This is a genomic window from Kitasatospora sp. NPDC090091 (assembly GCF_044747365.1).
In the GTDB taxonomy this organism is placed as follows: Bacteria; Actinomycetota; Actinomycetes; order Streptomycetales; family Streptomycetaceae; genus Kitasatospora.
Genome location: NZ_JBIVDY010000024.1, coordinates 1 through 12878, shown reverse-complemented (window position 1 = coordinate 12878; position 12878 = coordinate 1). Strand labels below are relative to the sequence as shown.

Below are 12878 nucleotides of genomic sequence, written 5' to 3'. Positions count from 1 at the left end.
CGCGGAGCCCGGCTCCCCACCGGATCAGCCCTGGAGCCCGTCCCCCGCGTGGTCGACGATGCCCGCCTCGAAGACGGCCGAGGAGTGGGTGTAGCCCTTGCCCTTGTTCGCCCCCGGGGACGGCTCGCCCACGGGCGGGAGGCCGTCGGCGCCGACCGGCGGGAGGTCCTTGAGCAGAACCTCGCGCACGCCGAGGAATGCACCGGTAGTGGTGTCGAAGATCAGCGACACCCGCATGGTGCCGTTCATGCCGACCACCGCGACGCCGTGCCGGCCCGCCGCGTCGACCTCGTCGGCCACCACCGAGGTGCCGGGGAGCTTGGCGGCCGCCTGCATGAGCGCCGCCCGGACGGCCGGGGGCGCGGTGACGTTCATGAACGCCATCTGCACGTCACCGAAGGCGATCTGGTACCGCAGCTCCTTGGTCATCGGCATCCCCGCCACCATCTTGGAGCGGTCGGCGTCGAGCAGCGCCTGCAGCAGCCGTTCCGGATCGGTGGGCAGGGAGGCGAGGAACTCGTACGTCTGCGTCGAGAAGCTCGCCTCCTTCGGCGCTCCCTCCGCCTTGCTCAGTGCCGCGGGCCACGGGTTCCGGTCGTCGCCCTGCGGACTGCGCATCCCGGGGTCCACGATCAGGCCCTCGGAGCGGCCGTCGACGGAGAACCACATCCTCCGCTCGCGCCGCGACTCGAGATCCCCGTCCATGAGCAGCCGCTGGTAGGTGAACTGGCCGCTCCTCGCGTGCGGGTCCGGGCGGCTCGCGGCGGCCTGGGCCGCCCGCGCCAGCAGGCCGGCGGCGTCCGTCGGCGACACCACCGGCGATGGTGATGCCGATGTGGTCGGAGACACCGGGGCGGTCGGCGACGCCGACGTCGCGGGCGCCGACGCCGACGTCGCCGCCGACGACACGGACACGGTCGGCGTGCCCGGGCCGGCCGGGCCGGAGCCGCTCTCGTGGCCTCCCGGGACGACCAGGGTCACCGCGGCGACCGCCCCCACCGCGACCGGCGACGCCACCAGCCACACCAGCCTGCGCCGCGACCGCGGCGCCTTCGCCTGTGCGGTCTGTGCGGCCTGTGCGGCCTCGGCGGCGATCTCGCTCATCACGTGCTCCCTCAGCAACCGGTGGCGGTCGGCGGCGAGCGTCTCCTGCGAGTCGTTCATCGGATGTCCCCCTGCATCGACCGGGCGGCCTCCAGGCCGCCACCCCCTACCTGTCCGGTGGCCACCGCGAGTTCCCGACTTTCCCGACCTTCCCGACGATTCGCCAATTCCGCTTCGGTGAGCGACCTCAGCCGGGTCCGCGCCCTCGACAGGCGGGAGCGGACGGTACCGGCCGGGATGCCGAGCGCCTCGGCGGCGGAGGCGTAGTCGAGCCCCATCCACACACAGAGCCGGAACACCTCGCGCTCGGACCGGCGCAGGCTCTCCAGCGCGCGGCGCACCGCGGCGAGCTGGGCACTGTCGTCGAGGCGGGTCACCAGCTCGTCGGCGAAGTCCGGCGCGGCCTCCCGCTCGGGCAGCCGCGCCATCGCGGCCCGGTGCCGGCGGGCCGCCCGCGCGGTGTTGCGCAGCACGTTGGTGGCGATCCCGTACACCCACGGCCGCAGGCTCTCGTCGCCGGCCTCCAGGCGCTCGCGCAGCCGCCACGCCTCCAGGAAGGTCAGCGACACCACGTCCTCCGCCGCCGCCCAGTCCCCCAGGGTGCGGAGCGCGTATCCGTACACGGCCTGGGCCTGGGCGTCGAAGAGCTCCCCGAGCGCATCCTGGTCCCCGGCGCGCAGACGCGCTCGTTGTGACAGTTCCATGCCCACCCCTGTCCGCACACCCCACCGGGTTCCTATGACCCGCATCACATCCGCGGCCGCGGCCGGCCCGCCCCGCCTCCGGACCATGATCCACCGTGTTGCCGGTCACCGGCGCCGGCCGCAGGCCGCCGTCCTGCGGGAGCCGTGGCGCAGCCACCGTTCCGCAGGCAGGCCGCAGTCGCTACCGTGGGATCACCACACCAATGGCGTCAGGGGGATGCATGTTGGCGGAGAGTCTCACCGCGTTGGCCGCAGCCGGCGGCGCGGCCGTGGTGCAGGCAGCCGGAACCGACGCCTGGACAGGATTCCGCGGGCGACTGTCCGCCTGGCTCGGACGGGGCGACGCGCACCGCGAGCAGGCGGAATCGGAGCGACTGGACCGGACTGCTGCGGACCTGCGCGGGGACGGTGCGGACCCGGACCGGGCCCGGATCCGGGCCGAGGCCGGCTGGCAGGCGCGGATCGAGGCGCTTCTCGAAGGCCTCGACGAGCACGAGCGTGAGCAGGCCGCAGCCGCCCTGCGGACGGTGCTCGGCGGTGACGAGCCGGCGGCCGGCCGGTCCGCCGACGGTTCCACGGTGTCGGCTGCGGACGGCGGTGTGGCCGCTGGGGCCGGCATCTCCCAGCACGCCGAGGAGGGCTCGGTCGCGGCGACCATCATCCACGGGGGCGTCAGCATCGGCCACCCTGGCACGCCGGATCCGTCCCGGGGCTGACCGGACCGGCGTTCACCAGCCCGATCTCCATAGCCGGCCCGTTCGGGGAGACCGATGACCTGCCGGGAGGTCTGAACCTCCACGCCTCCGGCCGGAGCTTCGCCGTCTACCGGGCCGACCACGTCGCCTACCACCTGCACGCCGCTCCGCCCCGGCCGGTCGCCTGGCCGCACCGGGTCGGAACGGTCCCCCGCGCGGCCGACTGCTTCCAGCACCGCCCGGAGTCCGCGGAGTTGACCGCGGCCGCAGCGGGACCGGGCCACGTACCGTGCCAAGTGATCGTCGGCATGGGCGGCACCGGCAAGACGCAGCTGGCCGCCGACCATGCACGCCGCACGTTCAAGGCGGGCCACCTGGACCTGCTGGTCTGGGTGACGGCCGCGACCAGGTCGGGTGTCGTCGACGCCTACACGCGCGCGGCGGCCGAGATCCTCGGCACGGACCCGGGCGACCCCGGGGCAGCGGAGGCCTTCCTGGCATGGTTGGAGCCCAGGCCCCGCGGCGGCCCGCCGGTGGGCCCCGCGCGCTGGCTCATCGTGCTGGACGACGTCGCCGACCCCGCCGATCTGCGCGGCCTGTGGCCGCCCGCCGCTCCGACCGGCCGCACCCTGGTCACGACGCGTCGGCGCGACGCAAACCTCATCGGGCCCGGTCGCCGGCTACTTCCCATGGGCCTGTTCAGCCCGGCCGAGGCCGTCGGCTACCTCACCGAGGCCCTGGCTGTGCACGGCCGACAGGAAGATCCGGCCGAACTCGCCCGTCTGGCGGCGGACATGGGAAATCTGCCGCTCGCGCTCGCACAGGCCGCAGCGTACCTCGTCGACGCCGGGCTCGACTGCTCCGCCTACCGCGGCCTGCTCACCGACCGGGCCACGTCGCTCGACGACGCCCTGCCCGAGAGCGGTCATCTGCCGGACGATCAGACCACCACCGTCGCGGCCGCCTGGCTGATCTCCGTCGAGCGGGCCGACCGTCTGCGCCCGGCCGGGCTGGCCCGGCCGATGCTGCAGCTCGCATCCATGCTCGATGCGAACGGCATCCCCCACGGAGTCCTGACCAGCCCCCCGGCGCTCGCCCACCTGGCCGGACGGGACGAGCCGTCGGCGCCCGACCGGGACGAGCCGTCGGGCGGGGCGGCCATCGCGGCCCTGCGCGCCCTGCACCGCCTCAGTCTCGTCCAGCACTCGCCCGAGACCGCGAGCCGGTGCGTGCGTGTCCACCAACTGATCCAGCGCGCCGTCCGCGACGAGGTCGCCCCCACCGCCTTCGGCCGGCTCGCCCGGACCGCGGGCGATGCGCTGATGGCCGCGTGGCCGGAGAACGAGTCGGACCCGGACCTCGCCCAGGTGCTGCGAGCCAACGCCGAAGCCCTGATCCGCCACGGCGGCGACGCGCTCTGGTCCCCCGGCCCCCACCCGATCCTGTCCCGCGTCGGCGACAGTCTCGGTCGGAGCGGACACGTCGCCGCGGCCCGCGACCACTGCCACCGTCTGATGCGGACCGGCCACCGGCTCCTCGGCCCCGACCACGTCGACACGCTCGGCCTGCGCGGCGAGTACGTAGGCTGGCTCGGCCGGGCCGGGGACACCTCCGGAGCCGCCGGAGCCGCCGAAGCCCTGCTGCGCGACCGCATGCGCGTCCTCGGGCCGGACCATCCCAGGACGCTCAGCGCCCGAGGCGCCGTCCTCCGGTGGCGCAGCGAGAGCCAGAGCGCCGCGGCATCCGTCGCAGCGGCCACCGAGCTGCTGGCAGAGACCGCCCGGGTGCAGGGTCCGGACCACGAGGACACCCTCACCATGCGGGCGAACATCGCGTACTGGCGGGGCATGTCCGGCGACACCGCAGCCGCGGTGCGCGATCTCACGGAGCTGCTGGCGGACCGGCTCCGCCTCAACGGACCGGACCACCTCGACACGCTCGCCACCCGCCGCTCGCTCATCCGATGGCGCTGGGAGAGCGGGGACACCCGGGGCGGCGCCGAAGCCGTCGCCGAACTGGTGCAGGACCAGATCAGGGTCCTCGGCCCGGACCACCCCTACACCCTGCTCGGCCGGGCCGCCCTCCCGGACTGGAGGTACCGGGTCGGCGACGTGGCCGGGGCGGAGGCGGCCTCGGTCGAGCTGCTGGCGGACTTCGAACGGGTCCTCGGCCCCGAGCACCTGGACGTCCTCACCCTGCGGTCCAACATCGTCGCGTCCCGAGGGGAGTTGGGCCACCCGTCGGCCGAGATCGCCGCGCTCTACGCCGACCTGTGGCACGACCAGGCCCGGATCCTGGGCGAGGGCCACCCGCGGGTCCTGGTCGCCCGGGCTCAGACGATCCGCTGGCAGGCCGAGGAACGGGACCCGGCCTGGGCCGCGGAGGCCTCGGCCGAGATCCTGGCGGAGCTGGTCCTGAAGGTCGGAGAGGACCACCCCGACTGCTTCGTACTGCGTGTGAACATCGCCGAATGGGGCGGCCTCGCCGGTGATCCGTCGTCGGCCGCCGCGGCGTTCCGCGCGCTGCTCGACGACAGCCGAGCGACCCTGGGCCCCGACCACCAGGTCACGCGCATGGTCTGGGGCAGCCTCGCCCGGTGGCAGACGGAGGCGGGAGAGCCGGCAGCCGCCGCCGAAACGGCGGCGGGTCTCCTGGCAGTGCTGCACCGACTGCTGGGCGAGGACCACCTCGAATCACTCACCTGCCGCCTCTACCTGGTGATGTGGCAGGACGAGGCGACGGGCACGGACGAGCTGCTGCCGGCTTTCGCGGAGGCCGTAACGGACATGCGCCGCGCCCTCGGCCCGGACCACCCGGAGGCACAGGCGGCCCAGGCACTGCTGGCCCTTCGGCTCGGCACGGCGGCGGCCGGTCCGGGCCCCGACGCGCTGCTCGCCGAGGTGCTGGACGACCAGACCCACGGGCTCGGCAGCGACCACGAGGACACCCTCCTGACCCGCATCATCGTCGCCCAGCGGGCTTCTGCCGCGGGTGACCACGAGACGGCGTTGTCCGTGCTGGACGGGGTGCTGGACGACCAGCTGCGCACCCTGGGCCGGGACCACACCGACGTCTTCCTCACCCGCATGCTCATCGGAGGGGCGTTGCTGGAGACGGGAGACATGGCGGGAGTCGCGGCCGCGGCCACCGAGCTGCTCGGCGACCAGCTCCGGGTGCTCGGCCCGTGCCACCCCGACGTCCGGGACACCTGGCAGTTGGTCGTGTCGGCACGTGAGGCGACCGGGGACTTCGCCGGTGCCCACGCCGCGGCCGTGGACCTCCTGGCCGCGGACGAGCGCGAACTCGGCCCGGCCCATCCCGACACCCTCGGCAGCCGTCGCGACCTCGCCGAGCTGATCGGCCGGGCCGGCGATCCGGAGGCCGCCGCGACGAGTCTGGCCGAGCTGCTCGACGACCAGCTTCGAGCCCCGGGGACGGACCACCCCGGCATCGACGACACCCGTGAGGCCCTCACCTACTGGCGCGAGCAAGCGGACGACCAGCAGGAGGAGGACGGGACCGGGTGAGGCCCGGACGATACCTGATGGATCGTCACTGTGCTGACGCGTGCAAGCAACGGTGACAGCCGGGATGCCCCCGCCCCCGTTGGGGGCATCCCGGCCGCCGCACGTCGGCCCGTCAGTCGTCCGTCGGCTCCGGACGGGGGTAGCGGATGCGGCGGACGGCCGGGGCCGAGACCACCTGGGTGTCGGCGACCCCCGGTACGACGATATGGACGAAGCCGCCCTCGACCGCGAGGCGGACGCCGGCCAGCTCGGCCCGCGGGGTGCCGTCGGCGTCGGCGAGGGTGTAGCCGGGGACGAGTTCGACGGCGGCGTTCTCGCGCCAGTTCAGCCGGGCGTTCATCGTGCTGCCTCCAGGTCTGCGGTCGAACGGGTCCGGGCAGGCGCCGCCGCCGGGTCCATCGAGGCGACCGCGGGGAAGTCGAGGTCGGGCTCGGCCAGGTGGTTGAAGTAGTTGGAGAGCGTGTTGAGCGCGACGTGGGCCACGATCTCGGCGAGCTCCGCGTCGGTGACCCCGTCCTCGCGGGCGCGGGCGAGCAGTTCGTCGTCCACCCGGCCGTGCTCGCGCACCACCGCGGCGGCGATCTGGAGGACGGCCCGGGCGTGCGGGTCGGCGTCCTCGGTTCGGCGGGTGGCGAGCAGCTCGTCGTCGGTCATCTTCAGCAGCCGGCCGCCGCGCATGGTGTGGGCGGAGACGCAGTAGAGGCAGCCGTTCTCCTGGGCGACCAGGAGGGCGAGCTGTTCGCGCAGCCGCTCGCCGAGGACGCCGCCGGTCAGCGCGTCGCGAAGGGCGAGGTAGCCGCGCAGGGCGGCGGGGCCGTTCGCCAGCGAGGCGTAGAGGTTGGGTACTCGGCCGAGCTGCTTGCGGGTGGCCTCCAGCAGCTCGCGCTGCCCGTCGTCGGCGGTGTCCGGGGTGAGTTGCGGTATGCGCGGCATGACGTCCTCCCTCGTGTGGCCGGCGCCGTCGAAACGGTACCGGTCGTTCTCGTCTCCAAAACGGTAACGACCGGTACTGTTTGACGTCAAGGGAGTTCCGCAAAGTCGGAACCGATCGGTACCATCAACCCATGGCAACCCAGGCCCGAGCCCGACTCCTCAGCACCGCCGAGGACCTCTTCTACGCGGAGGGCGTCCGCGCCGTCGGCGTCGACCGCATCCTGAGCGTCTCCGGCGTGGGCCGGGCGTCCTTCTACCGGCACTTCGCGAGCAAGGACGACCTCGTGGTGGCCGTCCTCCAGGGCCGCGACACGCGCTGGCGCGAGTGGCTGCGCAACTGCGTGGACGCCCGCGACCTACCGCCCGAGGAGCGCCCGCTCGCCGTCTTCGACGCGCTCGCGGAGCGGTTCGCCCGCCAGGACTTCCGGGGCTGCGCCTTCGTGAACACCATGGTCGAGGCGGCCGACCGCGACAGCGCGGCACACCGGGTCGCGGCCGCGCACAAGGCCGCCGTCACCGACTACCTGGACCAGCTGCTCACCGACGCCGGCTACCGCGACCACGCCGCCCTCGCCCAGCACCTCGTCCTGCTGATCGACGGCGCGATCGTCACCGCCGTCCGCGAGGGCACCACCGAACCCGCCCGGCGGGCCCGCCGCATCGCCGCCGCCCTGCTCGCCGCGGAACGCGACTGACCGCCCCCGCGCGCCCGGCCCCGGGCCGCCCGGCTCAGCGACGGCCGCCGCGGCCGCGGCGCGGGTCGAGCTCGTCCGCCGGGAAGGGCGTCCGCCTGCTCTCCGTCAGCCACCGGTGGTGAAGGCGGTCCAGGACGAGGGTCGGCCCGGATCACACCGGTGACGACGGGGGCTCGGCCGACTCGGGGCTTCCGTCGGCCGAGTGGTCCGCCGCCGGTCAGGGCCGGAGGACCGCGCAGGTCGTCGTGCCGTGGGCGTAGAGCTTGCCGTCGTGGGTGCCGACGACGCGGGCCTCGGCGGTGGCGGTCGTACGGCCGACGTGCAGCGCCCGGCCCTCGCAGCGCAGGGCGGGCGTGTCCGCCAGGACCGGCCGGATCATGTGCACGCCCAGCTGGACGGTGGTGTACATGGTCCCCGCGGGCAGCCGGCTCATCACCGCGGAGCCGAGCGCCGAGTCCAGGAGCGTGGCCAGGAAACCGCCGTGGACCGTTCCCATCGGGTTGAGCAGGTGCTCCCCCGGGTCGCCCTCGAAGACGGCCAGGCCCTCGCCGACCTCGGTCAGCCGGAAGCCCAGCGTGCTCATGATCGAGGCGGCGGGCAGCCGCCCGTCCATCGCCGCCCGGAGGATCTCCAGCCCGCTCATGCCGAGGATCTCGGGCGTCGGCTCGGGGCGGGGCTCCCAGCTGTGGGTCCGGGTGTGCACGCCAGGTGAGGTGGTGGAGGCCGAGGCGGTAGGCGCCGGGGCAGTGGGCGCCGAGGCGGTGGGGGTCATGTCGTACGTGGTCATGGCTCGACCCTAGGAGTGCCGACCCCGGCCCCGGGAGTGTCGGAACCGGCAGCTCACACACCGATTCCGACACAGCCGAGGCCGCTAGGGTGAGGGCATGAAGGCAGCCGTACTCGTCCTGGACGGGGCGTTCGACTCCGGGCTCTCCGCCGTCCTCGACGTGCTCCACTCCGCCAACGCCCTGAGCGGTCAGCTCGCCGGGGCGAGGCCGCCCCGCTTCGACATCCGCACGGTCGGCGTGCGGCGGCTGGTGCGCACCGGGCTCGGCCACCGCGTCGACACCGAGAGCGTCGGCGAGGCGGAGGACGCGGACATCCTCGTCGTGCCGGCCCTCATGGAGCGGCGGCCGGAGACGCTGGTGGACCTCGTGGGCTCGCCCGCCCACCGGGTGGCCCGCCGGGTGCTGGCCGAGGCCAGGGAACGCCGCACCCCGCTCGCCACGTCCTGCACGGGCACCTTCCTCCTGGCCGAGTCGGGCGTCCTGGACGGGCTCACCGCCACGACGAGTTGGTGGCTCGCCCCGGTGTTCCGCGAGCGCTACCGCCGGGTGACCGTCGACGAGAGCCGCATGGTGACGACCAGCGACGGCGTCACCACCGCCGGCGCGGCCTTCAGCCACCTGGACCTCGCACTGGCCATCGTGCGCATGCGCAGCCCCGCACTCGCCGACCTGGTCCGGCGCTACCTCGTGGTGGACGACCGGGCCTCGCAGGCCGCCTACACGATCCCGAGCGCCCTCGCCCGGCACGACCCGCTGGTCTCCGCCTTCGAGCAGTGGGTACGGGCCCGGATCGGCGAGCCGCTCTCGATCGCCGAGGCCGCCCGCCACCTCGGCGTCAGCGAACGCACCCTGCAGCGCACCGTGACCCGCACGCTGGGCTGCTCACCGATCCGCCTGGTCCAGGACCTGCGGATCGAACAGGCCGAACACCTGCTCCGCACCACGTCCCTCCCGCTGGCGGCGGTCGCCCGCCGCGTCGGCTACGAGAGCCCTGGCCCGCTGCGCACCCTCCTCCGCGACCGCCGCGGCCTCGGCCCGCGCGATCTGCGGTCCTGATCCACCTCGTCACTGCCACCAGCGCCGATCCGCACGGTCGAAACGGCGGTCGCCCGCCGCACCGCACGCCGGGCCGGCTCACCGTCCGATATCCGCCGGTAACTCCGCCCCGGCCCGGCAATGATGGCCGCATGGCTGCAACGAGTGAGCACCACACCGTCCGCGCTGTTCTCGACCGGTTCTTCGCCGCCGAAGCGGCGTACCTGGCCGCCGGCGGGCCGGGCCGGGCTCCCTTCGACGAGCTGGCCCGGTGCCTGACCCCGGACGTCACGCTTCTGCAGGCGGACAGCCTGCCCTACGGGGGTGTGTACCGGGGGCCGGAGGGCATCGAGAGCTTCATGGCCCGGATGAGCGAGTACTGGACCTCGCTGGAGTTCCTGGAGCAGCGCTTCGTCATCAACGACGATTCGGCGGTGGTGTTCAACCGAGGCACCTTGACCGCGCGCGGGAGCGGCCGCCGGCTGGAGACCGCGGTCATGCAGCTGATCGGTGTCCGCCACGGGCTGATCGCCGAGATCCGCCCCTTCTACTGGGACACCCTGGCCGTCGCCCGCACCCTCGCCCTCTGAGGACGGACGCTTGGGCGACTACAGGAGGACGAGCAGCTTGGTGCCCGGGACGAGCTTCCGGTTGACGGACGTGGACTGGACGAAGACGGTGTACGACGGGTTCTCGCCCGGCTTCACCGTGACCTCCGACTCCGGCAGGCCGAGGAGCCGGCGGGCCGCCGGGCCCGAGAACACCCTGCCCGTCATCCGGCCGGTGGCCGGGTCCTTCTCCGCCACGGCGAGCTGCTTCCTGCCCTGGATCTTCTCGCGCTTGGACAGCTCGTAGAAGGCACAGCCGGTCTTGTACGGGTGCCCGGCGCTGGTGACGAACTCGCGGATCGGCAGCTGCTGGTCGACCGGGACCAGGATGTACTTGCCGGTGTCCAGGGCGTCGAGGCTGGCCTTCACGTCGGCGGTGTTCAGGTCCTGGCCCATGGTGAAGAGGTTCCTGGTGCCGCGCAGACCCTGTTCACGGCCCCGCAGGAAGCTCGTGGCAGCCGTCTTGACGGTGCCGATGGCCTCCTCGACGCCCTTGCTGGAGTCCGCGTCCCAGATCGCGATGTTGCCCGCGGGGAAGCCGTACTCCTGGGCGGTGCGCTTGGCCAGGGAGTTCGGGACCAGGATGGCCGAGGTCCAGTGGTCGGGGAGGTCGTCCATGGCGCTCTGGATGCGGTCCATCCACGTGCGCAGGACGGCGCTGCCCCGGCCGCCGCCCATGCGGGTGTGCATCGTGCCGGTCTCCGAGCAGCCGGAGGCGTTCTCCGCGCCGTCGGTGACGACGACCTGGAGGAAGGAGTGCTCGCCGTACCCCTCCCAGATGTTCTTCAGGTCGTCGACGGACTTCACGGCGGCCTCGATCAGCGCGGTCGCACCGTTGTCGACCTTGTAGAGGCCCTTGAGGGAGGGCAGATGCTTGACGTCCATGTCCCAGACGAGGTTCTGTACTTCGTGGTCGAATGCGTAGAGGCTGATCCGGGTCTCGTGACCGAGCCGGTCGGACTCCTCCTGAAGGCCCTTCACGAACTCGTCGACCACGCGGACGAGCTGCGACTCGTGCTGGCGCATCGATCCGGACTTGTCGACCACGAGCGAGACGTGGTTGACCTTGTGGTTGATCCTGTTCGCAGACATGCTTCCACCCCGAATTCCAACGCCTGTTTTCGGCGCCTTTCCGGCGCCCCCTGCAGCGTTGTCCCCACACTATGGCGAGGCACTGACACTCCCCTCTGACCTGGGGTCATACGGCCGACGAGGGCTCCCACTTCGACGGAGCGGGTACGGACGGGCGGAGGAATGCGCCAGGGCGGCGGCGGGCGTACCGGCGAAGCCGCGAAGAGCCCGTGTTAGCCTGACCGGCATGATCAGGAGGGGATCCGTACAGCGAATACCCGGCGAGTCGGATTCCGGTCCGCAGCGAGCTCTGATCACCGCCAGTTTCGTCAGCAGGGTGGGCAACGGCCTCTTCAACACCGCCGCCGTCCTCTACTTCACATTCGTGGTGCACCTGCCCGCCACACAGGTGGGAGTGGGCCTGACGATCGCCGGCCTCAGCGGCCTGGCGGCCGGCATACCGGCGGGGAACCTGGCCGACCGGTACGGGCCGCGCGCGGTCTGGCTGACGGCCCTCGCCCTGCAGGCCGTCACCATGGCGGCCTTCGTCTGCATCGACAGCTGGCTCGCGTTCACGCTCGTCGCCACGCTGGACCGGCTGGCCGCCACATCGGGCGGCGCCGCGGGCGGCGCACTGGTCGCACGCGTCGGGGGCGAACGCCCTGCCGCCTTCCGGGCCAGGCTCCGCACCCTCAACAACCTCGGCGTCGTCGTGGGCACGCTGGGTGCGGCCGTCGCCATCCAGATCGACACCCGCGCCGCCTACACCGCGCTGATCCTCGCCAACGCCGCCAGCTTCGCCCTCGCCGGACTGATCGCGTTCATGGGCGTCCCGAACTACCGGCCGCTGCCCCGGCCCGAGGAACACCGCCAGTGGTCCGTCCTGGCCGACCGGCCCTACGTGTCCTTCGTGGCGCTCTACAGCGCGATGGGCCTGCAGTACCAGACCGTCTCCCTCCTGCTCCCGATCTGGCTCGCCGCCCACACCGACGCACCGCGCTGGACCGTGGCGGCGGTCTACGCGATCAACAGCGGCGTCTGCGTGCTGCTCCAGAGCAGGCTCGGCTCCAAGGTGGAGACCCCGCGGCAGGGCGGCCGGGCCTTCCGCCTCGCCGGGCTGCTGTTCCTCCTCAGCTGTCCGTTGATGGCACTGACGGCCGACGTCCCCGCGTGGGTCGCCCTGGCACTCGCCGTTCTCGCCGTGTGCATCCACAGCGTCGGAGAGGTGTGGGAGTCGTCGGCGGGCTTCGCGCTCGGCTTCGGTCTCGCCCCCGACCACGCCCAGGGGCAGTACCAGGGCCTCTTCGGTATCGGCTTCAACGCGGGCCAGGCGCTCGCCCCCGTGGTCCTGACCGGAGCGGTCCTCGCGCTCGGGCACACGGGATGGCTCCTGCTCGGCGTCTTCTTCGCGGTTCTGGGCGCGACAGGGCCCGCGGTGGCCGCATGGGCCGAGCGGACCCGATCCACGGAGCCGAGCGCGGAAGCGCCCCGCGCAACATCGGCACGGTGAAGCCCGCTGCCGGAGGCCCGGACGGGCCGCGTTGGACACGGACAGCGAGGACGGTGTGCGCGCTGGGTGAGGGCTGTGGTGCGGGCCACCCCGGGACGGGTCACCCGCCACCCGTTCGTGCACACGCCGACGCGGGGGCGTGACGCGGCGTCGACGATGTGCCCGGCCTCACAGCCACACCCGTGTGGCGCGGACCACTCCCACCCCA

12 protein-coding genes are annotated in these 12878 nt (G+C 73.3%); 6 read left to right on the top strand and 6 right to left on the bottom strand.

Translation table 11 applies throughout. The annotated features are described in order from the left end of the window. Nucleotides 1-24: 24 nt before the first annotated feature. Together ACIPSC_RS31795 and ACIPSC_RS31790 are read right to left on the bottom strand one after the other, a co-directional pair. A complete protein-coding gene (locus ACIPSC_RS31795; RefSeq protein ID WP_400830915.1) occupies nucleotides 25-1164 on the bottom strand; it encodes a CU044_5270 family protein in 1140 nt (379 codons plus the stop codon). Further along, entirely contained in the window at nucleotides 1161-1808 is a 648-nt protein-coding gene (locus ACIPSC_RS31790) for an RNA polymerase sigma factor (RefSeq protein ID WP_400830913.1), read from the bottom strand. The genes ACIPSC_RS31795 and ACIPSC_RS31790 overlap by 4 nt, the downstream gene beginning before the upstream one ends. A 221-nt stretch (nucleotides 1809-2029) precedes the next feature. Here ACIPSC_RS31790 and ACIPSC_RS31785 point away from each other — a divergent pair, with 221 nt between their 5' ends. Both ACIPSC_RS31785 and ACIPSC_RS31780 read left to right on the top strand, forming a co-directional pair. Further along, nucleotides 2030-2524 (top strand): hypothetical protein, encoded by a 495-nt coding sequence (locus ACIPSC_RS31785; protein ID WP_400830908.1) that lies wholly within the window; start codon nucleotides 2030-2032, stop codon nucleotides 2522-2524. A 287-nt stretch (nucleotides 2525-2811) separates the two neighbouring features. Further along, nucleotides 2812-6030 (top strand): tetratricopeptide repeat protein, encoded by a 3219-nt coding sequence (locus ACIPSC_RS31780; RefSeq protein ID WP_400830904.1) that lies wholly within the window; start codon nucleotides 2812-2814, stop codon nucleotides 6028-6030. A gap of 112 nt (nucleotides 6031-6142) precedes the next feature. Here the strand turns inward: ACIPSC_RS31780 and ACIPSC_RS31775 are convergent, their stop codons facing one another. After that, a complete protein-coding gene (locus tag ACIPSC_RS31775) occupies nucleotides 6143-6370 on the bottom strand; it encodes a hypothetical protein (RefSeq protein ID WP_400830901.1) in 228 nt (75 codons plus the stop codon). Continuing rightward, the gene (locus tag ACIPSC_RS31770; RefSeq protein ID WP_400830897.1) at nucleotides 6367-6963 is read right to left on the bottom strand and encodes a carboxymuconolactone decarboxylase family protein; all 597 of its coding nucleotides are present in this window, start codon (nucleotides 6961-6963) and stop codon (nucleotides 6367-6369) included. The genes ACIPSC_RS31775 and ACIPSC_RS31770 overlap by 4 nt, the downstream gene beginning before the upstream one ends. A 131-nt stretch (nucleotides 6964-7094) precedes the next feature. Here ACIPSC_RS31770 and ACIPSC_RS31765 point away from each other — a divergent pair, with 131 nt between their 5' ends. Continuing rightward, a complete protein-coding gene (locus tag ACIPSC_RS31765) occupies nucleotides 7095-7658 on the top strand; it encodes a TetR/AcrR family transcriptional regulator (protein WP_400830894.1) in 564 nt (187 codons plus the stop codon). Between the two features lie 217 nt (nucleotides 7659-7875). On the opposite strand, the gene ACIPSC_RS31760 is transcribed toward ACIPSC_RS31765, so the two are convergent. Next, entirely contained in the window at nucleotides 7876-8445 is a 570-nt protein-coding gene (locus ACIPSC_RS31760; RefSeq protein ID WP_400830891.1) for a hotdog fold thioesterase, read from the bottom strand. Nucleotides 8446-8542: 97 nt separating this feature from the next. Here ACIPSC_RS31760 and ACIPSC_RS31755 point away from each other — a divergent pair, with 97 nt between their 5' ends. Together ACIPSC_RS31755 and ACIPSC_RS31750 are read left to right on the top strand one after the other, a co-directional pair. Then, complete coding sequence (locus ACIPSC_RS31755; RefSeq protein WP_400830886.1) at nucleotides 8543-9502, top strand: GlxA family transcriptional regulator; 960 nt, start codon at nucleotides 8543-8545, stop codon at nucleotides 9500-9502. A gap of 131 nt (nucleotides 9503-9633) precedes the next feature. Continuing rightward, a complete protein-coding gene (locus ACIPSC_RS31750) occupies nucleotides 9634-10071 on the top strand; it encodes a nuclear transport factor 2 family protein (protein WP_400830883.1) in 438 nt (145 codons plus the stop codon). Between the two features lie 18 nt (nucleotides 10072-10089). On the opposite strand, the gene ACIPSC_RS31745 is transcribed toward ACIPSC_RS31750, so the two are convergent. Continuing rightward, nucleotides 10090-11181, bottom strand: a complete 1092-nt coding sequence (locus tag ACIPSC_RS31745) for a VWA domain-containing protein (RefSeq protein ID WP_400830879.1) — start codon at nucleotides 11179-11181, stop codon at nucleotides 10090-10092. Between the two features lie 226 nt (nucleotides 11182-11407). Between ACIPSC_RS31745 and ACIPSC_RS31740 the strand changes: the two genes are divergently transcribed. Further along, nucleotides 11408-12670 carry an MFS transporter gene (locus ACIPSC_RS31740; RefSeq protein WP_400830875.1) on the top strand — a complete coding sequence of 421 codons (1263 nt, stop codon included), beginning with the start codon at nucleotides 11408-11410 and terminating at the stop codon, nucleotides 12668-12670. Nucleotides 12671-12878: the final 208 nt, after the last annotated feature.

Excerpts from the sequence above, each read along its gene's own strand:
- ACIPSC_RS31795 (WP_400830915.1), bottom strand. The coding sequence starts at position 1,164 with ATGAACGACTCGCAGGAGACGCTCGCCGCCGACCGCCACCGGTTGCTG.
- ACIPSC_RS31790 (WP_400830913.1), bottom strand. The coding sequence starts at position 1,808 with ATGGAACTGTCACAACGAGCGCGTCTGCGCGCCGGGGACCAGGATGCG.
- ACIPSC_RS31785 (WP_400830908.1), top strand. The coding sequence starts at position 2,030 with ATGTTGGCGGAGAGTCTCACCGCGTTGGCCGCAGCCGGCGGCGCGGCC.
- ACIPSC_RS31780 (WP_400830904.1), top strand. The coding sequence starts at position 2,812 with ATGGGCGGCACCGGCAAGACGCAGCTGGCCGCCGACCATGCACGCCGC.
- ACIPSC_RS31775 (WP_400830901.1), bottom strand. The coding sequence starts at position 6,370 with ATGAACGCCCGGCTGAACTGGCGCGAGAACGCCGCCGTCGAACTCGTC.
- ACIPSC_RS31770 (WP_400830897.1), bottom strand. The coding sequence starts at position 6,963 with ATGCCGCGCATACCGCAACTCACCCCGGACACCGCCGACGACGGGCAG.
- ACIPSC_RS31765 (WP_400830894.1), top strand. The coding sequence starts at position 7,095 with ATGGCAACCCAGGCCCGAGCCCGACTCCTCAGCACCGCCGAGGACCTC.
- ACIPSC_RS31760 (WP_400830891.1), bottom strand. The coding sequence starts at position 8,445 with ATGACCACGTACGACATGACCCCCACCGCCTCGGCGCCCACTGCCCCG.
- ACIPSC_RS31755 (WP_400830886.1), top strand. The coding sequence starts at position 8,543 with ATGAAGGCAGCCGTACTCGTCCTGGACGGGGCGTTCGACTCCGGGCTC.
- ACIPSC_RS31750 (WP_400830883.1), top strand. The coding sequence starts at position 9,634 with ATGGCTGCAACGAGTGAGCACCACACCGTCCGCGCTGTTCTCGACCGG.
- ACIPSC_RS31745 (WP_400830879.1), bottom strand. The coding sequence starts at position 11,181 with ATGTCTGCGAACAGGATCAACCACAAGGTCAACCACGTCTCGCTCGTG.
- ACIPSC_RS31740 (WP_400830875.1), top strand. The coding sequence starts at position 11,408 with ATGATCAGGAGGGGATCCGTACAGCGAATACCCGGCGAGTCGGATTCC.